Origin of the sequence: Paenibacillus vortex V453 (assembly GCF_000193415.1) — a bacterium.
Taxonomy (GTDB): domain Bacteria; phylum Bacillota; class Bacilli; order Paenibacillales; family Paenibacillaceae; genus Paenibacillus_AQ; species Paenibacillus_AQ glucanolyticus.
On the sequence record NZ_ADHJ01000017.1, the window covers coordinates 1 to 24,908 of the forward strand.

At 48.5% G+C, this 24,908-nt stretch carries 25 protein-coding genes and 6 tRNA genes; 28 read left to right on the top strand and 3 right to left on the bottom strand.

Annotation, left to right across the window (positions count from 1 at the left end; genetic code table 11):
* Positions 1-67: 67 nt before the first annotated feature.
* The 14 genes from PVOR_RS08925 to yajC all read left to right on the top strand — a co-directional run bounded on the left by PVOR_RS08925 (position 68) and on the right by yajC (position 8,706).
* Positions 68-144 (top strand) — tRNA-Asp (locus PVOR_RS08925).
* Positions 145-279: 135 nt separating this feature from the next.
* Positions 280-355: transfer RNA gene (locus tag PVOR_RS08930), tRNA-Lys, on the top strand.
* A gap of 41 nt (positions 356-396) precedes the next feature.
* Positions 397-471, top strand: a tRNA-Gly gene (locus tag PVOR_RS08935).
* Between the two features lie 4 nt (positions 472-475).
* Positions 476-552 (top strand) — tRNA-Arg (locus tag PVOR_RS08940).
* A gap of 50 nt (positions 553-602) precedes the next feature.
* Positions 603-682, top strand: a tRNA-Leu gene (locus PVOR_RS08945).
* Positions 683-690: 8 nt separating this feature from the next.
* Positions 691-764, top strand: a tRNA-Pro gene (locus PVOR_RS08950).
* A 147-nt stretch (positions 765-911) separates the two neighbouring features.
* A complete protein-coding gene (locus PVOR_RS08955) occupies positions 912-1,625 on the top strand; it encodes a BofC C-terminal domain-containing protein (protein ID WP_006208830.1) in 714 nt (237 codons plus the stop codon).
* 214 nt (positions 1,626-1,839) lie between these two features.
* The gene (gene ruvC, locus PVOR_RS08960; RefSeq protein WP_006208831.1) at positions 1,840-2,343 is read left to right on the top strand and encodes a crossover junction endodeoxyribonuclease RuvC; all 504 of its coding nucleotides are present in this window, start codon (positions 1,840-1,842) and stop codon (positions 2,341-2,343) included.
* Positions 2,344-2,346: 3 nt separating this feature from the next.
* Positions 2,347-2,958, top strand: a complete 612-nt coding sequence (ruvA, locus tag PVOR_RS08965) for a Holliday junction branch migration protein RuvA (RefSeq protein WP_040680404.1) — start codon at positions 2,347-2,349, stop codon at positions 2,956-2,958.
* A 34-nt stretch (positions 2,959-2,992) separates the two neighbouring features.
* Positions 2,993-4,000: a Holliday junction branch migration DNA helicase RuvB gene (gene ruvB / locus PVOR_RS08970; RefSeq protein ID WP_006208833.1), complete on the top strand. Its 1,008-nt coding sequence runs from the start codon at positions 2,993-2,995 to the stop codon at positions 3,998-4,000.
* Positions 4,001-4,057: 57 nt separating this feature from the next.
* Complete coding sequence (locus PVOR_RS08975; protein ID WP_006208834.1) at positions 4,058-6,148, top strand: SpoIID/LytB domain-containing protein; 2,091 nt, start codon at positions 4,058-4,060, stop codon at positions 6,146-6,148.
* A 5-nt stretch (positions 6,149-6,153) separates the two neighbouring features.
* Positions 6,154-7,185 carry a tRNA preQ1(34) S-adenosylmethionine ribosyltransferase-isomerase QueA gene (gene queA, locus PVOR_RS08980; protein WP_006208835.1) on the top strand — a complete coding sequence of 344 codons (1,032 nt, stop codon included), beginning with the start codon at positions 6,154-6,156 and terminating at the stop codon, positions 7,183-7,185.
* A 21-nt stretch (positions 7,186-7,206) separates the two neighbouring features.
* Positions 7,207-8,346 carry a tRNA guanosine(34) transglycosylase Tgt gene (gene tgt, locus PVOR_RS08985; protein ID WP_006208836.1) on the top strand — a complete coding sequence of 380 codons (1,140 nt, stop codon included), beginning with the start codon at positions 7,207-7,209 and terminating at the stop codon, positions 8,344-8,346.
* Between the two features lie 48 nt (positions 8,347-8,394).
* On the top strand, positions 8,395-8,706 hold the full coding sequence (gene yajC / locus PVOR_RS08990; RefSeq protein ID WP_040680433.1) for a preprotein translocase subunit YajC: 312 nt from the start codon (positions 8,395-8,397) through the stop codon (positions 8,704-8,706).
* A 140-nt stretch (positions 8,707-8,846) separates the two neighbouring features.
* Here the strand turns inward: yajC and PVOR_RS08995 are convergent, their stop codons facing one another.
* Complete coding sequence (locus tag PVOR_RS08995; RefSeq protein WP_006208838.1) at positions 8,847-9,236, bottom strand: TIGR04086 family membrane protein; 390 nt, start codon at positions 9,234-9,236, stop codon at positions 8,847-8,849.
* Positions 9,237-9,431: 195 nt separating this feature from the next.
* Between PVOR_RS08995 and PVOR_RS09000 the strand changes: the two genes are divergently transcribed.
* Positions 9,432-10,229, top strand: coding sequence for a DUF421 domain-containing protein (locus PVOR_RS09000; RefSeq protein ID WP_006208839.1), 798 nt, complete (start codon positions 9,432-9,434; stop codon positions 10,227-10,229).
* Here PVOR_RS09000 and spoVB read toward each other — a convergent pair.
* Positions 10,226-11,830: a stage V sporulation protein B gene (gene spoVB / locus PVOR_RS09005; protein ID WP_006208840.1), complete on the bottom strand. Its 1,605-nt coding sequence runs from the start codon at positions 11,828-11,830 to the stop codon at positions 10,226-10,228. The genes PVOR_RS09000 and spoVB overlap by 4 nt on opposite strands.
* A 188-nt stretch (positions 11,831-12,018) precedes the next feature.
* Here spoVB and PVOR_RS09010 point away from each other — a divergent pair, with 188 nt between their 5' ends.
* From PVOR_RS09010 to PVOR_RS09035, 8 genes are all read left to right on the top strand, one after another.
* Positions 12,019-12,276, top strand: coding sequence for a post-transcriptional regulator (locus PVOR_RS09010; RefSeq protein ID WP_006208841.1), 258 nt, complete (start codon positions 12,019-12,021; stop codon positions 12,274-12,276).
* 130 nt (positions 12,277-12,406) lie between these two features.
* On the top strand, positions 12,407-13,657 hold the full coding sequence (secD, locus tag PVOR_RS29150) for a protein translocase subunit SecD (protein ID WP_006208842.1): 1,251 nt from the start codon (positions 12,407-12,409) through the stop codon (positions 13,655-13,657).
* Complete coding sequence (secF, locus tag PVOR_RS29155) at positions 13,647-14,564, top strand: protein translocase subunit SecF (RefSeq protein WP_006208843.1); 918 nt, start codon at positions 13,647-13,649, stop codon at positions 14,562-14,564. The genes secD and secF overlap by 11 nt, the downstream gene beginning before the upstream one ends.
* Before the next feature lie 140 nt (positions 14,565-14,704).
* Entirely contained in the window at positions 14,705-15,670 is a 966-nt protein-coding gene (locus PVOR_RS09020) for a cation diffusion facilitator family transporter (protein ID WP_006208844.1), read from the top strand.
* Positions 15,671-15,728: 58 nt separating this feature from the next.
* The gene (recJ, locus tag PVOR_RS31555; protein ID WP_234972818.1) at positions 15,729-17,096 is read left to right on the top strand and encodes a single-stranded-DNA-specific exonuclease RecJ; all 1,368 of its coding nucleotides are present in this window, start codon (positions 15,729-15,731) and stop codon (positions 17,094-17,096) included.
* A gap of 19 nt (positions 17,097-17,115) precedes the next feature.
* A complete protein-coding gene (locus PVOR_RS31560; RefSeq protein ID WP_268741783.1) occupies positions 17,116-17,928 on the top strand; it encodes a single-stranded-DNA-specific exonuclease C-terminal domain-containing protein in 813 nt (270 codons plus the stop codon).
* Positions 17,922-18,140: a single-stranded-DNA-specific exonuclease C-terminal domain-containing protein gene (locus PVOR_RS32480; RefSeq protein WP_006208845.1), complete on the top strand. Its 219-nt coding sequence runs from the start codon at positions 17,922-17,924 to the stop codon at positions 18,138-18,140. Before PVOR_RS31560 ends, PVOR_RS32480 begins: the two co-directional genes overlap by 7 nt.
* Positions 18,141-18,166: 26 nt before the next feature.
* A complete protein-coding gene (locus tag PVOR_RS09035) occupies positions 18,167-18,682 on the top strand; it encodes an adenine phosphoribosyltransferase (RefSeq protein WP_006208846.1) in 516 nt (171 codons plus the stop codon).
* A 94-nt stretch (positions 18,683-18,776) separates the two neighbouring features.
* Here PVOR_RS09035 and uraA read toward each other — a convergent pair whose 3' ends face one another.
* Positions 18,777-20,075: a uracil permease gene (gene uraA / locus PVOR_RS09040; protein ID WP_006208847.1), complete on the bottom strand. Its 1,299-nt coding sequence runs from the start codon at positions 20,073-20,075 to the stop codon at positions 18,777-18,779.
* Positions 20,076-20,385: 310 nt separating this feature from the next.
* Here uraA and PVOR_RS09045 point away from each other — a divergent pair, with 310 nt between their 5' ends.
* The 5 genes from PVOR_RS09045 to PVOR_RS09060 all read left to right on the top strand — a co-directional run bounded on the left by PVOR_RS09045 (position 20,386) and on the right by PVOR_RS09060 (position 24,631).
* Positions 20,386-22,563 carry a RelA/SpoT family protein gene (locus tag PVOR_RS09045; protein WP_006208848.1) on the top strand — a complete coding sequence of 726 codons (2,178 nt, stop codon included), beginning with the start codon at positions 20,386-20,388 and terminating at the stop codon, positions 22,561-22,563.
* A gap of 133 nt (positions 22,564-22,696) precedes the next feature.
* Complete coding sequence (gene dtd / locus PVOR_RS09050) at positions 22,697-23,140, top strand: D-aminoacyl-tRNA deacylase (RefSeq protein ID WP_006208849.1); 444 nt, start codon at positions 22,697-22,699, stop codon at positions 23,138-23,140.
* 52 nt (positions 23,141-23,192) lie between these two features.
* Positions 23,193-23,411, top strand: a complete 219-nt coding sequence (locus PVOR_RS30345) for a hypothetical protein (protein ID WP_127502952.1) — start codon at positions 23,193-23,195, stop codon at positions 23,409-23,411.
* A 186-nt stretch (positions 23,412-23,597) separates the two neighbouring features.
* On the top strand, positions 23,598-24,104 hold the full coding sequence (locus tag PVOR_RS09055; RefSeq protein WP_006208851.1) for a type 1 glutamine amidotransferase domain-containing protein: 507 nt from the start codon (positions 23,598-23,600) through the stop codon (positions 24,102-24,104).
* A gap of 77 nt (positions 24,105-24,181) precedes the next feature.
* Entirely contained in the window at positions 24,182-24,631 is a 450-nt protein-coding gene (locus tag PVOR_RS09060) for a hypothetical protein (RefSeq protein ID WP_006208852.1), read from the top strand.
* Positions 24,632-24,908 lie beyond the last annotated feature (277 nt).

The following is a 24,908-nucleotide window of genomic DNA, read 5'->3' on the forward strand; positions in this document are numbered from 1 at the left end:
AAGGTCGTAGGTTCAAATCCTGCCCCCGCAACCAATTTTATCACTAGAATAAGTGATTAAGTCTCATGGAACTGTGGTGTAGAGGCCTAACATGCCTGCCTGTCACGCAGGAGATCGCGGGTTCGAATCCCGTCAGTTCCGCCATTCTTACAAGCTTCAGGGATGAGAACTCATATACTTGGGTTCGTCGAAGCATCATCTTCGTTAGCATAGACTTCGCAGTCTCGAACGAAGAGAGAGTATCCCGTCAGTTTCGCCATTCTTTACTCTTAGTAATAAGAGCCATTAGCTCAGTTGGTAGAGCACCTGACTTTTAATCAGGGTGTCGAAGGTTCGAGTCCTTCATGGCTCACCATTTTTACCAATGTGAGTACAGGATGGAATACATATTACATTGCGGACGTGGCTCAGCGGTAGAGCATCGCCTTGCCAAGGCGAGGGTCGCGGGTTCGATTCCCGTCGTCCGCTCCATTATGCGCCCTTAGCTCAGCTGGATAGAGCGTTTGACTACGAATCAAAAGGTCGGGAGTTCGAATCTCTCAGGGCGTGCCATTTTTCTTAAAAAACTATTAAAATATTTGATTCATACGAAATTTCATTATGCCGGTGTGGCGGAATTGGCAGACGCGCGCGACTCAAAATCGTGAGGGAAACCGTGGGGGTTCGAGTCCCTTCACCGGCATTTATTAACGGGATGTAGCTCAGCTTGGTAGAGCACCTGGTTTGGGACCAGGGGGTCGCATGTTCAAATCGTGTCATCCCGATTCAAATAGAAGGACTGCTTTCAGATCATCTGAAAGCAGTCTTTCTTTGTTGTAGGTAGAAAATAATTCTAATTATAAATGCTTTGCTGAATAATTTGGCAGTGTCCCGGTCACAATATGAAAAACATTGAATAGAAGGGGATTACCTTGAGTGTTTTTCATTTTTTCAAGAAACTGTTCAGAAAACGCTGGAGACGCTGGAGACGCGCCATTTGGTCTTGTGCGATCGTTCTGATCGCAGGTGTCGTGATATGGTCCGGCCAGAATATAAAAGATCAGATGAAGAAGCTGCTCACGGCTACATCAGATGAAACACCACTGGCTGTGGAAACGATGCACTACCTGAAGATTGAAGACGACAAGCAGGAAGAGCGCATAGAGGATCAAAGGGAATTCATGCAGAAGTTGAATACGTCAAAGGGTAAGAAACATGTTCACGTTCGCATAACGTATGTGTGTGGCACCGAAGAACAAGATTTGGGACGGCTCACGCCAGACGGTATTTATGAATTGATGAATAAAAATCCTTTATGGCAGGGACGGTTGGATGATAAAGGCGAAGTCTGGCTGGAGCAAACCATTTCAGATCTTTCGCCAGCTTGTAAGAGACAAGCATATATTAGCGTCGATTCCAAAGGCAATTTAACGCTGTTTGATGGTCCGCCGGAAGAGGAGAAGGTCATGCGAACCTTTTTTCAGCTCGATGTCGGTTCGATGGAGTCTTCTTTGCCTAAGGATGTCATTAAGCAATTAGAAGACGGTATTCGTATTCAGGACATTGAAGAGTATAACAGTGTACTGTCAACCTTTAGCGACTACGCTCGGGATATGGCCGAGAATGTCATGAAGCCAAGCCCTTAAGTAGTTTCTGTTTTTGTATTTGCCGAATTAAGATAAAAAACTGCCCGAATCATTCGGGCAGTTTTTTGCGTTTCCGGGACAGCCGGAGAGAGACAAATATGAAAGTTATATTACGGCTAATCAAAGGTTTAAAGTTTTTCCTCAACTGAAGTCGATCTTTTGTTATAATGAGAGAACGATACATATGTTCGCTTCATCAGAGGAGAGATTGGTTTTGCGTATTTTAGGGATCGACCCGGGGATTGCGATTGTGGGTTTCGGGTTTGTAGATAAGGTTGGGAGCAAGGTGACTCCGGTGCAGTATGGCTGCATCCAGACGGAAGCCCATACTCCGGATGAGGAGAGGCTGCTTCATGTATATGAAGGCATGCAGCAGCTTATTGATAAATACGAGCCTGAGGCTGTGGCATTTGAGAAATTGTTCTTTAACCGCAATGTAACGACGGCCATGTCGGTATCCCAAGCCAGAGGTGTTCTCATTCTTGCTGCCATCCAGCGGGGACTTCCGATTGCAGAGTATACACCGATGCAGGTGAAGCAGGCGATCGTCGGTTATGGCAAGGCAGAGAAGAAACAAGTTCAGGAGATGGTCAGGATGTTCCTAAAGCTGCAGAGCATCCCTAAACCTGACGATGTGGCAGATGCATTGGCGGTAGCGATTTGTCATGCGCATTCATATACACTTAATTCCAAGTTAAATGAGGTATTGCGAAAATGATCGATTTTTTTACGGGGACAGGTTGTCCACTTAGAAAGTGAATATATTGTACTGGATGTTCAGGGAGTCGGATACCGCGTGTTCTGCCCGAATCCGTATGCTTTTGCGAAAACCGAAGGGACAGTGACGGTGTATACACACCATCATGTGCGTGATGATGCGATCCTATTGTTTGGCTTCCCGTCAAGGGAGGAGCAAAAATTATTCCGTAAACTCATTGAGGTTTCGGGGATCGGACCGCGCGTGGCCCTTGGCATTTTGGGTGGGGGGTCTCCGGACCATGTTGTTTCAGCGATCTATCAGGAGAACGTATCCTTTCTCGTCAAACTGCCAGGAATCGGTAAGAAAACAGCGCAGCGCATGATTCTGGATCTTAAGGATAAACTCGAAGGATTCGGCAATGCGACGATGATGACAGGACTTTTTGCAATACAGGAACCGGAAGCGGAGAATGATGGTTCGGCATGGTCAGAGGCTCGCGAGGGATTGAAGGCTTTGGGTTACACGGATAGTGAACTGGACAAGGTCTGGCTCAAGATTAAGGATTCTGGGGCCAGCGGTGAATCCGTCGATGTGCTGATGAAACGGGCGCTGCAGCAGCTATTTGCTGGTTAGATAGAGAAATCGCTGCAGGAAAGGAGTTTTGTAGATGGACGATCGAATTATTTCCGCCAATCTGATGATGGACGAACAGGCTGTCGAGCTTAGTTTGCGTCCGCGTTATTTGGCTGAATATATAGGACAGAATCAGGTTAAGGAAAATCTCAAGGTATATATCGAAGCTGCAAAAATGCGCAACGAAGCGCTTGATCACGTGTTATTGTACGGCCCACCGGGGCTTGGCAAAACGACCCTGGCTAATATTATTGCCAATGAGCTTGGTGTTAATCTACGGACGACGTCCGGTCCGGCAATCGAACGACCGGGAGATTTGGCTGCACTTCTTACCAATCTGCAGGAAGGGGATGTCTTGTTTATTGATGAGATCCATCGCCTGCACCGGACGGTAGAGGAAGTGATGTATCCGGCCATGGAGGATTTTGCGCTGGATATAATGATTGGCAAAGGGCCAAGCGCACGCTCTGTGCGTCTGGATCTGCCGCCGTTCACGTTAATAGGCGCCACAACCAGGGCTGGGCTGCTCTCTGCGCCGCTTAGGGACCGTTTTGGAGTGGTTAGCCGGTTGGAATTCTATACGGTGGACGAGCTAAGTTACATCGTGTCACGCAATGCGGATCTCTTGGGGATTGAGATACTAGGTGATGCCGCTGACGAGATTGCCCTGAGATCGAGGGGGACACCTCGTATCGCTAACCGGCTCTTGAAGCGAGTACGTGATTACGCCCAGGTTCGCGGCGATGGGATGATAACGCCAGCCATTGCTCAAGAGGCGTTGAAGATGCTCCAGATTGACCCGATGGGTTTGGATTTTATCGATCATAAAATGCTTAATGCTATGATTCGAAGTTTCCGAGGCGGGCCAGTGGGTCTGGATACGATTGCGGCAACGATCGGAGAAGAGAGTCAAACGATTGAAGATGTGTATGAACCGTATCTCTTGCAGATTGGCTTTTTGCAGCGGACACCGCGGGGCAGGGTCGTTACTCCCACAGCATATCAACATTTAGGCATTCCTTTTCCGGAGGACCGCCGTTAGTTTATAGAGTCATGAAATTCATACTACATCCTAAAAGCTACAGGAGGAAAGACGCAAATGGATAGGAACTGGACGAAATCATTATTCCGCTGGTCCGCAAAAGGATTCTTGGCACTGACAATTGCAGGAAGTGTATGGAGCGCACCAGCCGTGCATGCGGCTGCTCCTTCATTGGATACGATACGAGTCGCGATGTTTTTGGATCTGGGAAGTCAGTATAAGTCAACAACGAATGCAGTTACTCTGCAATCCATGGAAGCTTTAACGGCTTCACTGCTTGCTGCTGGCACTCTGGAAACACTCGTAAATATTCCTGCCAATCAGCAGGTTCGGATGAGTGTGGATACATACCGCGTCAAGGTGCTTGAGACAACGGATTGGAAAACAGCTTCAGAAGCAGCGAAGAAGCTGCAGGGCACGAGCGACAAACCGATGCTGTTTATTGATGGCAAGGTATATAAACTGTATGCCGGTATGTATGGAACCGAGAAATCAGCTATTGAAGCAGCAGCGAGAACAGCAAAGACTGCGGCTGCTCATCTGAACGGACAGACCCCTTCCGTCAAAGGCGGATTGCATCTGTCGGCTGGATCGTATGGCTCAGAAGCCCAGGCGGAGACGGTTCGTAAATCGTTTGCGGATGCAGGCATTGATGCATTCAACGTGCTGGTGCCGGCGGGAGGAGCTTCTACTTATGAGGTATGGGTAGGGGAAGCCGCGAACACATCGGATTTGGCAGCAATCAAACAGGAAGCGGGAAAAGTTTCTGCTGCACTTGTCGAACAGGGTGCTAATACTTCAGGACTGATTCTGAGACGCGATGTCAGCCTGAACCTGGCAACCCCTCAAGAAACACAGCATTACATGTTGGCGGGCGCTCAGTCCACACTGCGCCTGGAAGGGAAGACAGGGGCCGCAACAAATGTGAAAGAGCGCACGGATCGTTCTTATCGAGGGATATTTGAGATCGGGCAAAAGAACGGCCAGCTCTATCTTGTGAATGAATTGCCGTTCCAGCAGTACCTGTATTCCGTTGTCGGCGCCGAAGTGCCGTCTTCCTGGGGAGCAGAGGCTCTGAAAGCTCAAGCCGTTGCAGCGCGCAGTTATGCTCTATTCCAAGGCAGCAAGTTTGAAGTAGCACATGTGGTGGATACAACATTAAGCCAAGCCTATTATGGAACAGCCTATGAGTATGCCAGCATTATTCAGGCTGTAGATGCCACTGAAGGCGAAGTTGTTTTGAAGGACGGCAAGCTCGTGGAAACCGTATTTTCCTCCAACAGCGGGGGGATGACGGCGGACTCCACTGAGGTATGGGGAAACCGGAACGATCTGTTTACAGCAGTGGAAAGCCCCGGGGATTCTTCGTCCCAAGCTGCGCTCAAGTCATGGTATCATGTGCTCCTTCCGAGCGGGGTTACCGGTTATGTCCGTGAGGACAATGCAAAAGAAACCGGCAATAAAACCTCGGCAGGGCTTCTGTACATGACCGTCACTTCCAAGGATACGAATGTGCGGCAATTGCCGTTAATCCAATCGAACGTTGAGCCTGTGGGCAAGATGAATCCGGGAGACACTGCCGTTATTCTTGAAAAGGTGGCGGAGTCCAACAGTTATGATTGGGTTCGCGGTCCTTATACTTCAGACGAATTGCTGGCCTCTCTAAAAGGAAAAACAACTAACAGCCTGCCAGCCTCTATTTCTTCATTGGATGTAACGGAGCGAGGCCCATCCGGGCGTGCCCTTACGATTAAAGCTAATGGACAAGTGCTGGACGTCAAATATCCGGATATGTTCCGCTCTGCTTTCAACGGTCTGCCAAGCACGCTGTTTGATATTGAATCGACCGGAAGTTATACTGTATTGAGCGCGAATGGTGCGGTATCAACGGTTTCAAGCGGTCAAACGGTATCGGTCATCTCTGGAAGCGGAAACGGAAATGTTAGAGGCTCCGGGACCGTTGTGATGAATGGAACAGGGAAAGCACGTGTAATCGAGAACTCTTCCGGCTTCAAATTTACCGGCAAAGGCTTCGGTCATGGACTCGGCATGTCGCAGTGGGGTGCCAAAGGAATGGCCGATGAAGGGTATGATTATAAGCAGATACTCCAACACTATTACCGCAACACGATTATTACGAAGGACTGACCGACATGAATGTAGATTTGTATGATTTTGAATTACCCGAACAATTGATTGCGCAGACACCGCTGCTTGATCGAAGTTCGTCAAGACTTCTCACCCTTAACAAAGAGAGCGGGCAAATCAATCATCAAACGTTCGCAGATATCATAGACAGCCTGAATGCGGGAGACACGCTTGTATTAAATGATACGAAGGTGATTCCTGCACGATTGTTCGGCGAAAAGGAAGATACCGGTGCCAAGGCAGAGGTCCTTCTGCTGAAGAGTATGGGGCAAGACCGATGGGAAGCACTGGTGAAACCCGGCAAGAAGTTGAAAAAGGGAAATGTGATTTCCTTTGGTGATGGCAAATTAAAAGCGGTTATTGAGGAGGAAGGAGAGATGGGTGCTCGCACCCTTTCCTTCTCTTATAAAGGGATTTTTCAGGAGATTCTGGATGAGCTGGGTCAAATGCCGCTCCCGCCTTATATTAAAGAGAAGCTGGATGACCGGGATCGTTATCAGACCGTATACGCGAAGCACGAAGGATCCGCAGCTGCACCGACAGCAGGCCTTCACTTCACAGAGGCACTCCTGGAACAGATCCGTGCCAAGGGGGTGGACATCGCCTTCATCACCCTGCATGTGGGACTGGGAACATTCCGTCCGATGTCCGTGGATGTGGTCGAGGATCATGTCATGCATGAAGAGTATTATTCTCTCTCTCAGGAGACGGCAGATCTGCTTAATGAAACGAAGCGGCGCGGCGGCCGGGTCATAGCTGTTGGAACGACCTCATGCCGAACGCTGGAAACGGTAGGCTCACAGATGAACGGCGAGCCTCTCCGGGAGAGCAGCGGCTGGACAAGTATTTTTATCTATCCCGGGTATTCGTTTACGGTCGTGGATGCACTGATCACGAATTTCCATCTTCCCAAATCCACGCTGGTTATGCTGGTCAGTGCGCTGGCTGGACGTGAACACATTATGAAAGCGTACAAGGAAGCAGTTGAAGACAAGTACCGCTTCTTCAGCTTTGGCGACGCTATGTTTATCTATTAACTTCGGAGGTTGGTAATCACAATGGCAGCAGCTGTTACGTATGAACATATTAAAACGTGCAAACAATCAGGCGCTAGGCTTGGCAGGGTGCACACTCCTCACGGTGTGATCGATACACCGACTTTTATGCCGGTCGGAACATTGGCAACTGTAAAAACCATGAGCCCGGAAGAACTCAAAGCCATGGATGCTCACATTATTTTGAGTAATACCTATCATCTCTTTCTTCGTCCCGGGCATGACATCGTCAAGGAAGCAGGCGGACTTCACAAATTCATGAACTGGGACCGGCCGATCTTGACCGACAGCGGCGGCTTTCAGGTATTCAGCTTGGCAGAAATGAGGAAAATAACGGAGGAAGGCGTACATTTCCGTTCCCATCTGAACGGTGATAAACTGTTCATCTCTCCCGAGGTTGCCATGGAGATTCAGAACGCGCTGGGATCTGATATTATGATGGCCTTTGATGAATGCCCGCCTTATCCTGCGGAGTACGAATATGTGAAACAATCCACTGAGCGTACTTCCCGCTGGGCTGAACGCTGCCTTAAGAGTCATGCCAGACCGGAAGATCAAGCCCTGTTCGCGATCGTCCAGGGAGGCATGCATGAGGATCTGCGCCGCCAGAGCGCCCGGGATTTGACTTCCATGGATTTCCCGGGTTATGCTATTGGTGGACTTAGTGTGGGAGAATCGAAGCAGCTGATGTATGAAGTGCTGGATCACACGGTACCCCTGCTGCCGAACAATAAGCCTCGCTATTTGATGGGAGTCGGATCACCCGATGCGTTGATTGAGGGCTCGATTCGTGGTGTGGATATGTTCGATTGCGTGCTTCCGACTCGGATTGCCCGCAACGGGACAACGATGACAAGTCAAGGCCGTCTTGTCGTTCGAAATGCTCAATATGCCAGGGATTACGGACCGCTGGATCCGGAATGCGACTGCTACACTTGCCGTAACTACTCGCGTGCTTATTTGCGTCATCTGATCAAGAGCGATGAAACGTTCGGAATGAGATTGACGACGTATCATAATCTGCATTTCCTGCTCAATTTGATGCGGGGCGTACGCCAGAGTATTATGGAAGACCGTCTGCTTGATTTCCGCGATGAGTTTTTTGATAAGTACGGCCTACATGATAATAAAAAAGGGTTTTAAATTAAAATCATGGCCATCATGATAAGTTTTATGAAAGGGGTGAAAGATATGATAGAAACTTTTGATTTAGCAGCAGCGGCGAATGGCGGCAGTGGCGGCATATTAGGTCTGATCTTGCCATTCGTATTGATGTTTGTTATCTTCTATTTCCTGCTTATTCGTCCACAGCAGAAGAAACAGAAGACTAGAAACGCAATGCTTAGCGCCTTGTCCAAAGGCGACAAAGTGGTAACAATTGGAGGACTTCACGGCACGATCGTGGAGATTACCGACGATATTGTGGTCTTGAAAGTGAACGATGTAACGAAGTTGACGTTCGACCGCAACTCGATCAGCCACAGTGTAAGCACGGATGCATAATCACGTCTCACCTACATACGGGATGTAATCGTGAAGATATGACAGCCATAACAAAGGCCGGTTCCTGATGGAATCGGCCTTTGTTTTTTTGTGAGTAAAAGTGTAGCAATGGACTGTTCATGGAAGATTTAGGAAGTGTGTTATTTCTTCAAATTGACCCCGAACATTCCCCCGATTGCGCCAGCAGCAAAAACCATGGCAATCAGTGTCAAGTCTCCAAGAGACAAGGAGCTATCCAGGGCAAGAAAGCCAATGACGAGCAGTGTAACGCCGTATAACAGCCCTGTGAGGCAGCCGTAATACCAGCCTTTGTTTCCTGCTCGCTTCCCGCTTACACATCCACCGATAAACGCTGCGATAGCATGTACGAGAAACGTATAAAAGGATAAGTCGTCTTCAGCCAGCCCGCTGCTCCATAGCAGCAGTGATAAAGCCAGTGCACCCAGAAACATCCAGAAAAAAGAATACAAAAGACCTGAAAGAATCGGATTGGAGATCCTAAAGGTAAATACTCGCCGGATTGGTTCCATGAATCGTCCCCCTTAACTAATCTTGATTATTAAACATTGTATGGCCAAGCCTGTACATATAGTACAAACTGAACATTTTGCAACCGGTTTTGCATGATTACCATTAATTAAGCAATTGTAATCGAATGGGAAGAGGTGCAGCAGGCCAGAATAGCTGTACATGAGAATGTTCGACAAGCTAGGGAGGGATTGTTTATGTCTCATATGACTATTCTGATTCTGCGGACCATTCTGATGTATGTGGTCATTTTTGTCACCATGCGAATCATGGGCAAAAGGGAAATCGGAAAGCTGTCCATCTTCGATTTGGTCATATCCATCATGATCGCTGAAATTGCCGTTTTTGTACTGGAAGATGTCAATAAACCGATTTGGGAAGGGCTTGCTCCTATCGCCGTTCTGGTGGGCATTCAGGTAGGGCTTGCTTACATTGGCTTGAAGAATCGAAAGATACGCCTGTTTGCAGACGGAAGGCCAAGCGTATTGGTGTCCCGTGGCAAGCTGCACCGCAAAGAGATGACAAAATTGCGCTATAATCTGGATGATTTGATGCAGCAGCTAAGAGGCAAAGACATCGACAGCCTGGCGGATGTGGAGTTTGCGATTCTCGAAACTTCCGGCCAGCTCACCGTCATTCCAAAGGATGCTGACAGCAGTTCGAATAGCTCCAACAGCAGCAGCCACTCTTCAAGTTCATCAGAGACCCCGAGTTCCGCAAATTCTTCCGGTTCTTCTTCATCCAAATCCACATCCAAGGAAGTAGATCCAACCGTCGTCGATATTCCATACCACAAAATTACGTACGAAGGGCTTCCCATTCCGCTTATACTGGATGGAAAGGTACAGGACGAAAATCTGGAATTAATTGAAAAGACACGATTCTGGCTTAAAAACGAGATTCAAAATCATGGTGCCAAAGATTTTAAAGATATATTTTTGTGCTCGATTGACCATAAAGGACGTATTTACATTGACCGCAAGAATCGGGATTAACGGCGGCTCAATCGGCTGAACCAGGAACCAACGACGGGAACACGCTCCAGGTCACGAGGAGTGACCAGCCTGGTCATAAAAATCACGATCAAATAGACCATGACTCCAACCGTCGCAGAGGCCAGGAATTGCAGCCACGGTAAGGATGCAAACGGAAGATGTTTATAGCCATACAGAACACAGGCGCCCATAATGATCATAACGGCTCCGATTTTCACATAATCAAGCAGGCGGAACCGAAAGCCGATCAGTCTCGACAGGCTGAATCCATGCAGCAAAGTGACAGCGATGCTGTTTACGATGATGGCGATCACGGCACCCTTGATGCCGAAGGCCGGATTGGATGCCAAATAAACGATGAGGCTCATTTTGATGATAGCTCCGACCAGAGTATTCAATAGAGCACGACCTGGTCGGTCGAGTGCCTGCAGTGCAGCTTGCAGGGGGGACTGCACGTACAAAAACAGAGCGAAGGGCGCCATGATTTTGAGCATATCGCTAATCTCGCTATTGTCGTATAAGAGCAGACATAGCGGCTCGGCCAAAACAAACATGAGGATAGCAAAGGGAGCGCCTGAGACAAGGGCAAGCCTAAGGGATTGGTTCATCCGTTTGTGTATGGTAGCCCGATCATTACGCGCGGCTGCTTCTGAGAGTGAAGGAACAAGGGAAATGGCGAGAGAGACGGTCAGGGCACCGGGCAATAGCAGAAGCGGGATAATCATGCCCTGGAGAGCTCCATACTGGGCGGTAGCTACGGATGTCGCAATACCTGCCATGGCCAGACTGCGATTCGTCAGAATGGTCTCCAGCAAGTAAGAGAAGGAGCCAACCATTTTACCGCCGGTGACGGGTAAAGCGATACCGAATAAACGTTTCAGGATGCCTTTATTGGTGGGGGGCGTTTCCTTCACAATCGGTGCCGGGATTGCCTCTTGTGGTGATCTCGGCATCAGTTTGTTGGTTCTGCGTCCCTCACCAGAATATTGCAGCAGCAGTGCAATCATCCCGATCAGCTCTCCGACAGCTGTGCCGAGCATGGCTCCTGCCGCGCCGTATGCGATACCTTTGGGCATCAACAGATGGGCAAACCACAGCATGCAAATAATTCGGACAATCGTCTCGATCACAGAGGAGCTTGCGGAGGGAATCATGTTTTGTTTTCCTTGGAAGTATCCTCGATACACGGACGAAACGGCAATGATGATCAGCATGGGTGTCATGCTGATGAAGGTTTGATATACACGCTCGTCCGGCAAAAGAACACCAGTTACCCAAGGAGCAAGCAGTAGACTGAGTCCCGTAAAGAGGGTACCTGCTATCAGGGTCAGCATAAGGCTTACATGAAGAATCTGCTTGGAGGCATCCTGCTTCCCGGCTCCTTCGGCTTCAGCAACCATTTTGGCAATGGCCAGCGGAATTCCGCCCGTAATGATAGTTACGAGCACGATAAAGAAGGGATACCCCAACTGGTAAATGCCGACACCCTCGGGTCCAATGATCCGGGGGAGGGCGATACGGGGAATAAACCCGAGTAGGCGGTTTAATATGCCGGCTGCAAGTAAGATCAGCGTTCCTTTAATAAATGATTGCTTGTTCACTGTCCATCCCACTCCCTGGTTAAGACTGAATACGATGACACAACATGGCTATTCTTATGGATATGCCCTACCTGTCCCATCTGATGACTTTACTTTTTTTTCAGGACATGGTAGGAATAGAAGGAAAGCAAAGTAGGATGTCGAATGTATTTTAGGGACAACAGGGAGTCAGTGAGGAGGCCATATGCATGGAACTCGAGCAAATGAGCGAGGAAGAATTGATGAGCACCATTGAGATGGTATGCTTGAGCAAAGTTGAAGAAATGCATCTGATCGGGTACGAATATGTGACCAGCGATGATATTTGGAACTGTGTCAGCAGCAAGTATGAGAAGGAAGGCGTCCCATCCCTCCACAAACTGGTCAACGACATTCTGTCCTTGAAGGCAACAGCATTAATGAACTATATGACAATATCAGCATATAAGGGATCTTCTTTCGATTAATCGGAGAGGTCCCTTTTGCCTTGCGGAATAAGGGTTCATCCATAAGCCCGACAAATTTTGATAAATTGACTGGGTTTTATGACATCGCTATAATAGGAATATTGAGTAAAAAGGGGGAACAAGGGACGGCATGAAGAGAATTATCAGTTTCGTTGGAACCGTGCTCGTGATCACTATTTTAATGGCCGTTACAACTCCAGGCTTGTTGAAAGAGGTCCGTCTTGGTTTGGATCTAAAGGGTGGATTTGAAATCCTTTATGAAGCCGAGCCATTAATGGAAGGTCAGCAAGTCACAAAAGAAGCACTGCAGGAAACAGCGAAGAGCTTGCAAAAGCGCGCTGATGCGATGGGAACGTCAGAGCCGGAGGTTACGCCGGAAGGGACAAACCGGATTCGCCTGAAAGTGGCGGGCGTAACGGATGAGGCCGAAGTTCGAAAAACAATGAAAGAACCTGCAAACCTCACATTCCGAAGCAATGACGGCTGTAAAGAAGGCGAGGAGTTTTGTAAAATAGAGCTCCGCGGCGACGATTTTGTCGAGAATGGCGCATCGGTTGCCTATGACACGCTTAATCAGCCTATGATAGATATTAAAGTGAAGGACAAAGGGAAGTTCGCTGAAATTACAGAACGTCTTCTTGGTCAAGAGCTCGCTATCTTCATGGATGACCAACTTCTGTCGGCTCCGACGGTACGAGCTGTATTGACAGACGGCACTGCGCAAATTACAGGGAATTACTCCCTAGATGAAGCAAAACAGATCCGGGATACGATTAATCTCGGTGCTTTGCCACTGAAACTGGTAGAGAAATACTCCCAGAGCGTAGGGGCAACACTCGGTATGCAGTCTCTTACTAAAACGCTGCAAGCAGGTCTTATAGCGTCTGCTGCGATTCTGTTATTCATGATCATTAGATATCGTGTACCAGGTTTGCTTGCAAGTTTTGCACTCATTTTGCATACATGGCTGCTGATTCTTATTTTCGTATGGGCTGACTTTACCTTGACGCTTCCAGGTATCGCGGCATTCATACTTGGTATTGGTATGGCCGTTGATGCCAACATCATTACCTATGAACGTATTCGGGAAGAGATCAAGACAGGTAAGAGTGTGCCATCCGCAGTGAAATCGGGCGGTAAGTCGTCCCTGCGGGCGATTATGGACTCTAACTTGACAACGATTCTTGTTGCCGCTGTAATGTTCGGGTTTGGTACCGGTGCGGTTAAAGGTTTTGCGCTCGTATTGATCTTGGAGATTATCGTAAGTATTGCCACGAACGTTTATTTCTCCCGTTTCTTGCTCAATCTGCTTGTGAATATTGGTTGGGCCCGCAAACCGAGCCATTATGGCGTAAAGGAGCGTGACATTCGTGAGCTTTAAGAAATACGATTTCGTAAGCAAAAGCAGATTTTTCTATATACTATCCATAGCTATTACGATTCTGGGGTTGGTATTTCTCCTGACTCGAGGGCTTAACTACGGGGTTGACTTCCAATCAGGCTCCAACGTGGATATCTCACTCTCCAAACCGTTGACAACGGAGCAGATTGAATCCGTGCTAGCAGAAGCAGGGATCGGTGAAGATGCAAGTGTTACGCCGGGTAATGATCGTGTGAACATCCGGTTCAGCCAGGTACTCACCGAGGATCAGGATTTGAAGCTGAGATCCGGCATCGAGAAGCTGGATGACACGGCAACATTCGAGATCAATACGGTTGACCCCGAGATGGCTAAGGAGCTTGGGCGGAACGCAATATATGCCGTACTTCTCTCATGTATCGGGATTATCATCTATGTCAGCATTCGCTTTGAATGGCGGTTTGCGATTGCAGCGATTGTAGCGCTCCTGCATGATGCATTTGTGGTTATCAGTATTTTCTCGATTCTCGGGTTGGAAGTGGATTTAACATTCATCATTGCCGTTCTGACGATCATCGGTTATTCGATTAACGATACGATTGTTATCTTTGACCGGATACGGGAAAACTTAAGGTTTGCCAAGATTAAAAGATCATCGGATCTAAAAGATCTCGTAAACAAAAGTTTGCACCAGACGCTCGGTCGTTCGATTTATACGGCTTTGTCCGTATTCATCGCTGCGTTCTTCATGCTCTTGCTTGGCGGTGAGTCGATTCAGATGTTCTCGCTGGCGATTTGTATCGGTTTGGCTTTCGGTGCGTATTCTTCGATCTTTATTGCGAGTCCGTTGTGGCTTGTGCTTAAAAAACGTAATGTCAGCAATAAACCGAATGCACCTAAACCAAACAAAGATAAAATTGAAATTTAATCCAATGGGCTGATGGCGTTGCAATCTAGACAGCAGAGATCCTATACAAGTGAAAGCCGCGTCGTAGGCGACGCGGCTTTCTAAAGTTAACAGCATGATCATGTGCAGGATTGACTGGACACGATTGAGGGGGGCCTCAAGTGAACAATGAACGATTGAATCATACCGAAACTATCGTCTGGACAGGGATTGTAACTGATTTTGCATTGGCATTGTGCAAAGGCATTGTCGGTTATTTATCCGGCAGCAAGGCTCTAATCGGAGATGCTATGCACTCTGCGGCGAACGCAGTAACTTTATTGGTGAACCGGATGCCAAGCACAGGAATCTTTGGCTATAAGAGTTCCATTCGGAGCAAACGGGATGCACCTGAAACGGCGGAGCCAGTAATTTCGATCTTGTTTGCCGTATTGTTTATTATGGGCGGCATCCAAATTGCTATTTCAGCCATTCAGCACATGGCATCAGGCAACCTCCAGCCGCCAACCAAAGGCGCAATAATTGCAGTCCTTGTCTCACTGGCAGTAAATGAAGCCGTATTTCAGTACCAATACCGGCAGATCAAAAGAAACAATGATCCAAGGCACGCGATGCTGTCCGCTGACCACCGATTCGCACTATATTCTTCTCTTACGGTCTTGGTCGGGGTGTCTCTTTCCATGGGAGGCTTTTATTTCGAATGGGCTCCGCTGGTATACATGGACTCGATTGCAGCTCTTATTGTGTCTTGTCTCGTAGTGAGAAAAGGGTATATACTGATCGTTCATTCCGTTTATGGAACGCTTTTAGAAGAGAAGCGACATGAGCATGAAGCGGAGTTTATGGATACGATTCAGCGTGTGCACGGTGTCATAACGGTCACGGAACTGAAAGTTCAGGAATACGGACAGTTTCGCCATGTGAACATCGAGGTGAAAATCACCGTGAATCCGCGTACTTCCGTATTGGAGGCACAGGAAATTGCCGAGCGGATCCGAAAGCTTTTAACCCATCGCTTCATTCAGGTTACGGATGCCAAGATTGCCGTAGTTCCCTATGAACCGGGTTATCCGTATAAATCGAATTATGACTTGATGGACAATGATATGCCGACACTGACGCAGTAACGGATGAGTTACAGGCTAAGACAGCAGGAAAAAGGCAGGAAAAGGAAGGTGAGTCCCTGTGCTGTATTCCAAATACGAATGGCGAATACACCCGGCAGAGTCATCAATCACCGATAGGCTGGTTCAGGACCTGTCGTTGTCGCCCATTGTGGCTTCACTTATGGCTTCGCGGGGGATACAATCGGCCGAGGATGGACACAGATTTCTACATGGTACCTTTGAGCTGACGCATGATCCTTATCTCATGCAGGGAATGCAAGAGGCAGTACCGCGAATACGCAAAGCGCTGGAGGATCGTGAGCATATTCTGATCTATGGCGATTACGATGCAGATGGAGTATCCAGCACATCGTTGATGATTCATCTGATGCGTCACTTGGGCGCATCCTATGATATTTATATACCTCATCGTTCCAATGAAGGTTATGGTTTACATAATCATGCACTGGATTGGGCCCATCAACAAGGGGTGAGTCTGGTGATTACCGTAGATACGGGAATTAGTGCAGTCGAGCAAATTGCGTACGCGAACAGCTTGGGCATCGACGTGATTGTCACAGACCATCACGAGCCGCCTGAGACGCTGCCTGAGGCTTATGCACTGATCAACCCGAAGCTTCCCACATGTCCTTATCCTTTTAAGGGTTTGGCGGGCGTAGGCGTGGCGTACAAGCTGGCTCAGGCTCTTGTGGGAGAGCCGCCTGAGGAATGGCTCCAGATCGTTTCCATCGGGACGATAGCTGATTTGATGCCGCTCACTGGAGAGAATCGGGTGCTGGTGAAGCACGGAATTGAATCGATGCGGAACACTCGTTATGAAGGCATTCGATGTTTGCTCGAGGTATCGGGGGTTCACGTGGAGCAGGTAACCGCAGTAAACGTGGCTTTTTCTATGGCACCACGAATTAATGCCAGCGGCCGCCTCGATCATGCAGGTCGTGCGGTTACGCTCCTCACAACAGAGCACAGGGAAGAAGCGGAGCGTTTAGCCTGGGAGCTGGATGGACTGAACAAGGAACGGCAGCAAGTGGTTGAGACCATTGTTGAGGAAGCCCTTGGAATGGTGCAGACCCGCTGGGGAGGGCGGGAGATTCCTCCTGTCATCGTGCTGGCCGGTGAAGGCTGGAATGTTGGTGTTGTTGGAATTGTGGCTTCCAAAATATTGGAGCGATTCTACAGACCTGTTGTCATACTCGGGATTGACCCCGATACGGGGAATTGCAAAGGCTCTGCCCGTTCGATTCCAGGATTCGATATCTATGCGGCTTTACACTCCTGTCGGGACGTGATGGACCATTTTGGCGGTCATCATTCTGCTGCCGGCATGAGCCTCCAGCGGGACCGCTTGGAGGAGTTTGAACGGGGACTTCATGTATATGCAGTAAGAAGTCACTTGATGCAGAGCTATCTCATTAGCCGTATGTGATGCAGACCTCGAAGCCAGCATGTCGGAGATATCTGTGCCTGTTTTGGAGCAAATCGAACAGTTAGGACCGTTTGGGATGGCGAATGCTGTACCCAAGATTGTCTTTCGTGATGTTGTCATTAAGGATGTTCGGAAAATCGGCAAGGAAGGAAAACACCTGAAGCTTCGTATCCAGCAGAAGCGGGACGTGATGGATGCCATCTCATTTGGATGGGGGCATCTTGCCGATATTTTGCCCGTAGGTACTGTCGTGGACGTGTTGGGAGAGCTCTCCGTGAATGAATGGAACGGCAGCCGCAAGGTGCAGCTGATGGTTCAGGACATTCGCGCCTCCTATCAGCAGGTATTTGATTATCGGGGAATCCAAGAGCCTTTGAAAGAAATTCAGAGGTGGAGAGCGGATCTGGAACCGCATCTCCGTTGTCCGGCTGCCCGTTCGGCAGTGGTATACGCAAAAGATTCACACCCGGAAATAAAAACCCAATTGTATGATATGTGCCTTTGGGTATATGATAGGAATGCTGGCGTCTTGCCGGATAATGAAATTGCTGAGAACCACAATCAAGAAGACATTTCCGTTTTGTTCGTACTGGACGTACCGGAGACGGCTGAACAGCTGGATGGATTCATGTCAGCCTTCCATTCCGTTCCCAATATATTCATGTTACATCCGACCCGGAGTCAGCGTGAACGATTGCTAATTCCGGACCGGGAACAGTTTAAAAAGCTAGTACGTTTACACTCGACTGGAATGACGTCCAGTCCCATGGCCGGAGGAACGAGGTTGTTGCGCGTCTGCAGCAGCAGGCTTCCTTGTCTCCACGCATGTTAGTCAAAGTGCTGGACGTGTTTGAAGAATTGGCGTTCATTCAGCGTGTCGAGGGACAAATTACTTTTATACCGAAGCCGGAGAAAAAACCGCTGGATGCTTCCCGTCACTTCAGGGAATTAAGCGATTTGGCGGATATGGAGCAGCATCTGCTTCATGCCGGTACCGAACAATTAACCCAGTGGATGATGTCCCGCACAAAAGGTGTATCTTAGCCGCAACCATACAGGAGGAGATTATTTTGGATTTTAAAGATTATATTCGTGTCATTCCCGATTTTCCGCAGGCGGGGATCAGCTTCAAAGATATTACCACACTGCTGAAGAACGGTGAGGCATATCGCAAATCCATCGAAGAATTGAAGGTCATGGTGTCCGATCTTAAGATCGATGTGATAGCTGGTCCCGAAGCTCGTGGATTTGTCGTGGGTGCACCGCTGGCGTATGCCCTTGGAGTCGGATTCGCTCCCATTCGCAAAAGCGGAAAGCTTCCATACGAAACGATTGAAGTGGGATATGACCTCGAGTATGGAAAAGATCGCTTGGCGATGCATACCGATGCCATCGAGAAGGGGCAAAATGTTCTGATTGCGGATGATCTCCTTGCAACTGGCGGGACCATTGCAACTTCAATTAACCTCATCCGTCAATTGGGCGGCAATGTGGTTGGAGCTGCCTTCATGATCGAACTTGCCGATTTGAATGGCCGTTCGAAGCTGGATGGAATCGATGTATTTACACTCATGAAATACGAGTAAACGACAAAGATCTTCCTGATTTTCCCGGGAAATATTAACGCCCTGAGCTATAAGCTCAGGGCGTTTTTTGATTTGAGATCCAGTTATGATGAAATCAATCTGGTGTTTTCTCCACGATCGGTCCATCATTTTTTTCATTGGAGAGACCGGTAATTTCGAATACTTTAAAGAGCAGAGCCATAACGACACCTACGATGGTTGCCAATGCCATACCCTTCAGTTCGACGGTATTGATCTTCAAAGTTACGCCGCTAATTCCTGTTACCAACACCAGTGTAGCCAGAATCATGTTGCTTGCTTTGGAGAAATCGACCTTTTGCTCAACGAAGATTCGAAGACCGGAAGCTGCAATAACTCCGAAGAGCAACAGGGATACGCCGCCCATTACGGGTGTAGGAATGTTCGCTACAACGGCAGAGAACGTTCCGGAGAAGGAGAGTATGATCGCAATAACGGCTGCTCCGGCAATCACGAATATTGAGTATACCTTTGTAAGCGCCATGACACCAATATTTTCACCGTAGGTGGTATTCGGTGTTGAGCCTACAAACCCGGACAGGATAGTGGATATACCGTTGCCAAGCAGTGAACGATGAAGGCCGGGATCTTTAGAGAGGTCTTTGCCCACAATATTGCTGGTTACAAGTAAGTGGCCAATATGCTCAACGATAACAACGATCGCAACCGGAATGATGGTCCAGATCGCTCCGTTATCGAACACCGGTGTGGTCAGCTGCGGTGCTGACAAGAAGGTTGCATTCGCAATTTTCTCTGTGTCTACCACTCCAAGAACGAAGGAGAGTGCATACCCGACTACGATTCCGATCAGGATGTGAATGATTTTGGAGAAGCCGCGGAACAGGATGGAACCGAATACCGTGACGCCGAGCGTAACGAGCGAGATTGTAATGATTTTAGGATCAATGGCCTGTCCCTCTTCCGGCAAAAAGCCGGCCATGCCAGCAGCAACAGGAACAAGCTCAAGTCCGATCATCGCGATAATGGCACCCATAACCGCAGGCGGAAATACGAAGTCGATCCATTTGGTTCCTGCATATTTAACGATGAGAGCCACAAGACAGAAGATGAACCCCGTGACGATGAAGGCTCCCAATGCTTTGCCATAGTTGGCTTCCGGGTCACCGGCCAGTACGATCAGAACCGGCGAGATAAACGCAAAGCTGGAGCCGAGGTAGGCCGGGATTTTTCCTTTACATAAGAAAATGTAGAGCAGTGTACCAATACCGTTCATCAGCAGGATCATGCCGGGGTCCACGCCGAATATGTTCGGTACAAGCACCGTGCTTCCGAACATGGCAAACAAATGCTGCAGACTCAGAAGGAAGCCTGGACCAAACGGAAGTTTCTCATCTACTTGAATTTCACGTTGCAAACCAATTTCACTCCTCTTAGTAGGACTTTTAAATATAGGACCGTTTCGCGTACGATCTTTAATAGATTAAACTACAATACGTTCGTTTTTTCGAACAATAATTTTTACAGTTCGTCAAAATATCCAATTCATGTCAAGTTTTGATGTCTCCGCGCCGGAAACGGGCATACTATAAGTGTCAGGATGCTGCACATGTTGACGTATAACGCCACAAGCGTCATAATGATAGGAAAACAATCACGAGGGAACCTGCACGTTTTGACAAGGGCGGGTTCCATTTTATATAGAAAGGGAAGAGAAGGACTCCAAAATGGGCATAGAGCGATTACTCGAAAAGGCCAGCGCCTATATAAAAGAACCCGATCTTCTCCGCATTGAGGAAGCGTATGTATTTGCGGAGCAAGCCCACCACGGACAAGTGCGGAAATCGGGAGAACCTTATATTCTTCATCCGCTTGCGGTTGCAGACATCGTGGTGAACATGCAGGTGGACACGTTGTCTATTATTGCTGCACTGCTTCATGATGTCGTTGAGGATACAACTGTATCACTTGAGCAGATTCGCGAGCGCTTCGGGGATACGTGTGCAATGCTGGTGGATGGTTTGACTAAATTAGAACGTATCCAATTCCGGTCCAAGGAAGAGCAGCAAAACGAAAATTATCGTAAAATGTTTATCGCGATGGCACGGGATATCCGGGTGATCGTGATTAAGCTGGCGGACCGTCTTCATAATATGCGCACTCTTAAGTACCAGTCCGAGGAAAGCCAGCGCCGCATTTCCTATGAAACACTAGAGATCTTCTGCCCGATTGCCCATCGTCTCGGTATTTCCGCGATCAAGTGGGAAATGGAGGACATCGCGCTTCGTTACTTGAATCCGCAGCAGTATTACCGCATTGCGAATTTAATGCACAAGAAGCGGGCTGAACGGGAGCAGTACATCGACAACGTCATTGTCTGTATCCGGGAGAAGCTGGATGAAATGGGTATTCAAGCCGACCTGTCCGGCAGACCCAAGCATATCTACAGCGTGTTTAAGAAAATGACCGTAAAGAACAAGCAATTCAACGAAATCTACGATCTCCTTGCAATCCGCATTATTGTGGACAACATCAAGGATTGTTATGCTACGCTCGGCATCATTCACACCCTCTGGAAGCCGATGCCTGGCCGCTTCAAAGATTATATCGCCATGCCAAAAACAAATATGTATCAATCCCTCCACACGACCGTGGTTGGACCGAACGGGGAGCCGACAGAGGTTCAAATCCGCACCTGGGAGATGCATCGTACGGCAGAGTTCGGTATCGCGGCACACTGGGCCTACAAGGAAGGCTCAGGAGGCAACGGAGGCAGCTTCGACAACAAGATGACGTTCTTCCGTGAAATATTGGAGCTGCAGCATGAAACGAAGGATGCCTCAGAGTTTGTAGAATCTTTGAAAATGGACTTTTTCTCTGATTTGGTTTTTGTATTTACACCCAAAGGCGAAGTCATCGAGCTGCCTTCGGGCTCCGTACCGCTTGATTTTGCTTACCGGATTCATACGGAAGTGGGAAACCGCACCATCGGTGCCAAGGTTAACGGAAGGATCGTTCCGCTGGACTATCAGCTTAAGACCGGCGATATCGTGGAAATTTTGACCTCGAAGCATTCGTACGGCCCGAGTCAAGACTGGTTGAAGATTGCCCAATCCTCTCACGCCCGCAGCAAAATCAAGCAGTGGTTTAAGAAAGAGAAGCGGGAAGAGAACGTGGAGAAGGGACGCGAGATGCTGGAGCGCGAGATCAAGCGTCTGGGTCTTGAGGTATCCGAATGGATGACCGATGATAAATTAATGGAAGCGGCCAAGAAGTTTGCTTTTAATGACATCGAGGATATGTTGTCGGCCGTTGGCTTTGGGGGTATCACCGCCGCGCAGATATGCACCAAAGTGACCGAGAAGCTCCGCAAGGAGCAGGAGGAAGCCAATCAGCTTGAATTGACTTCTGAGATGAAGGAGATCAAGCCGGCAGAGAAACGCAGCCGTCCGACCAACGGGGTACGGGTGAGGGGCATAGACAATCTGCTTGTGCGATTTGCGAGATGCTGTAATCCTGTCCCGGGAGACGACATTGTCGGTTATGTTACCCGGGGACGCGGGGTATCGGTTCACCGATCGGACTGTCCGAACCTGCCAACTACGGATGAAGGCGAAGATGCCGCACGTGTGATTGAGGTTGAATGGGAATCGACCATTGAGGCTAATTACAGCGTCGATATCGAAGTGACCGGTCACGATCGTAACGGATTGCTGAACGAGGTCCTCCAGGCCGTGTCAGAGAGCAAGACGAATATATCTGCCGTAACCGGTCGATCCGACAAGAATAAGATGGCGATGATCCACATGACGATTTTAATACGCAATACGGATCACCTCCAATCCGTTGTGGAACGGATCAAGCGGGTAAAGGATGTATATACCGTTCATCGAATCATGCAGTGATTGGAATGTTGGCATGGTCGTTCTGTTAAGGGGGCCCGGGCCTCATGACAGCACGGATTATTATATGAATGCGGTCTGTTATCCTGCGGGAGACAGGCCGTTTTATTATATGGAGATAAGGAGATATTCCGATATGAAAGTTGTTATTCAACGATGCAAGCATGCACAAGTGACGGTCGACAATGAAGTTGTTGGCAAGATTGGAGCGGGCTTGATGGTGCTTGTGGGTGTGACCCACGGCGATGAAGAGAAGGATGCCAAATATCTTGCCGACAAGGTGGCAGGGCTGCGGATTTTTGAGGATGAGGACGGAAAGATGAATTTCAGTGTTCAGGACGTTGGCGGAGCCATTCTCTCTGTCTCCCAATTCACTCTATATGGCGATACCCGGAAGGGAAAACGGCCAAACTTTATGGCTGCGGCAAAGCCGGATGAAGCCAATGCCTTGTACGAGTTCTTTAATCGTGAGCTCTCGGCGAAGGGATTGCAGGTTGAGACAGGGGTGTTCGGAGCGATGATGGATGTGTCGCTGACCAATTGGGGACCCGTCACGCTGATTATCGACAGCAAGTCATAAATCTAGAATCGCATATGCAAATGCATGATATCAGAGAGATGGGGCATCCTGTGTGAGTAATCGCAGGTCCATTATTCTCTTTGGAAAAGGAGTCATGCTGCCTATGCGTCAATCCCCCAAATTCTCGATATGGAGCAGTTTGCCTGTGTTGGTCGGTTCAGGAGACATAAGGGAAGCAGCCAGCATGGAACGCATGGTTGCTGTTTCAGAGGAACCGGCACAGGAAAGAAACATTAAAGGAAATATTCGGAAACAGCTGCCGAGATCCTAGAATATAGCCGCAGTGAATAAGGATGATATTGCATTGATAAGCAGAGCCTGGGTGAGATAAACTCGGGCTTTTTCTGTTCCCTTCTAAAAAGGCACCCCCTTACCCGCTTCAATAATTCCACTGTTATAAAAAAGACATTACAGGGTAATAACAAATCGAGGACAATCATGAAGGGAGATATGCCAGATGAGTAAAATTGCATTTCTACTAGCTGACCAATTCGAAGATTCCGAGATGAAGACTCCTTATGATGCCGTGAAGGAAGCGGGACATCAAGCAGATATCATTGGATTGAAACAAGGACAAGAGGTAAAGGGCAAACAGGGCAAGGCCTCCTATACAACGGATAAGGCCATTGCCGACGTCAATATAAACGATTATGATGCGGTGGTTATTCCAGGTGGATCTTCTCCGGAAAATTTACGTCTGGATTCCCATATATTGCAGTTCGTCACATCAGCGGACAAGTCAGGCAAACCGATTGCTTCGATATGCCATGGGCCGCAAATTCTCGCAAGTGCCGATCTGCTGAAGGGACGCACCATCACTTCCTATCCTCCGCTTCAGGACGATATGGTGAACGCTGGCGCAACCTTTAAGGATGAAGAAGTGGTCGTAGATCGAAACTTCATTACTTCCCGAACGCCGAAAGACGAGCCAGCCTTCGTGCGTGAGCTGCTAAAGGCACTGTAACGGAAAAATAGCTGTATGGGTTGTCTATGTTATACCGCTCTTTCAAACAAGTTGGTTGATAAAAAGGAGGAATGGACATGTCTAGACAAATTCAAGCCTATTTCAGAACGGAAGACGACGCCGAGGGCGCAAGGACGACACTGTTGACCTACGGCACCGAGCAGCTTGAGGTAGGACAGCTGCAGGATTCGGTTCGAGGGGGAGGGAATATTCTTGTCCCGCTCGTGCCTTGGGGTAATTCAGGCACAGGCGGAGCAACTGCGGGTGCCACGACGATGGGTGCACCCGGCGGAGTAGTAGGCGCTCCAGGCGTCATTGTGGGCTCGCGGGAAGCAAGCCGCGACCGGGCAGAGGATCGGCCTGACAGCGATGATATGAACGGAGACGGCTGGCGCGAGGCGGATGTGACGGACCGCGACTATGATGATCTGAGATACGTATTGTCCGTTAAAGTAAGGGACGAGGATTACGATCAGATTGTGCATGATCTGCGGGCAAATAACGCTTACGTGGAGCGTTTTGACTAAATAATAAAGGATAGCCTGGCATTGCAGTCCTATTGGATGATAATGATTGCAGCAAGCGAAGAAGGCATATCCCATTAACGTAAAGGGGCTGTTCCGTCATTGGAGCAGCCCCTTTGAAGCCGTTTCAATAAAAGCGCTTTCTCGCTTGTAATATAACTGTAATGTTTGTTCAATGTTCCTTTAATATTCGCTGTTTATAATAACAGCATGACCCCCTTTTTTATATAATATATGTTTTGGACCTACAACAGTGGTTTGTAGGTTTTTTTCTTTTTTC

Excerpts from the sequence above, each read along its gene's own strand:
- ruvB (WP_006208833.1), top strand. The coding sequence starts at position 2,993 with ATGGACGATCGAATTATTTCCGCCAATCTGATGATGGACGAACAGGCT.
- PVOR_RS08975 (WP_006208834.1), top strand. The coding sequence starts at position 4,058 with ATGGATAGGAACTGGACGAAATCATTATTCCGCTGGTCCGCAAAAGGA.
- queA (WP_006208835.1), top strand. The coding sequence starts at position 6,154 with ATGAATGTAGATTTGTATGATTTTGAATTACCCGAACAATTGATTGCG.
- tgt (WP_006208836.1), top strand. The coding sequence starts at position 7,207 with ATGGCAGCAGCTGTTACGTATGAACATATTAAAACGTGCAAACAATCA.
- yajC (WP_040680433.1), top strand. The coding sequence starts at position 8,395 with ATGATAGAAACTTTTGATTTAGCAGCAGCGGCGAATGGCGGCAGTGGC.
- PVOR_RS08995 (WP_006208838.1), bottom strand. The coding sequence starts at position 9,236 with ATGGAACCAATCCGGCGAGTATTTACCTTTAGGATCTCCAATCCGATT.
- PVOR_RS09000 (WP_006208839.1), top strand. The coding sequence starts at position 9,432 with ATGTCTCATATGACTATTCTGATTCTGCGGACCATTCTGATGTATGTG.
- PVOR_RS09010 (WP_006208841.1), top strand. The coding sequence starts at position 12,019 with ATGGAACTCGAGCAAATGAGCGAGGAAGAATTGATGAGCACCATTGAG.
- secD (WP_006208842.1), top strand. The coding sequence starts at position 12,407 with ATGAAGAGAATTATCAGTTTCGTTGGAACCGTGCTCGTGATCACTATT.
- PVOR_RS31560 (WP_268741783.1), top strand. The coding sequence starts at position 17,116 with ATGTCGGAGATATCTGTGCCTGTTTTGGAGCAAATCGAACAGTTAGGA.
- PVOR_RS32480 (WP_006208845.1), top strand. The coding sequence starts at position 17,922 with ATGTTAGTCAAAGTGCTGGACGTGTTTGAAGAATTGGCGTTCATTCAG.
- PVOR_RS09045 (WP_006208848.1), top strand. The coding sequence starts at position 20,386 with ATGGGCATAGAGCGATTACTCGAAAAGGCCAGCGCCTATATAAAAGAA.
- dtd (WP_006208849.1), top strand. The coding sequence starts at position 22,697 with ATGAAAGTTGTTATTCAACGATGCAAGCATGCACAAGTGACGGTCGAC.
- PVOR_RS09055 (WP_006208851.1), top strand. The coding sequence starts at position 23,598 with ATGAGTAAAATTGCATTTCTACTAGCTGACCAATTCGAAGATTCCGAG.
- PVOR_RS09060 (WP_006208852.1), top strand. The coding sequence starts at position 24,182 with ATGTCTAGACAAATTCAAGCCTATTTCAGAACGGAAGACGACGCCGAG.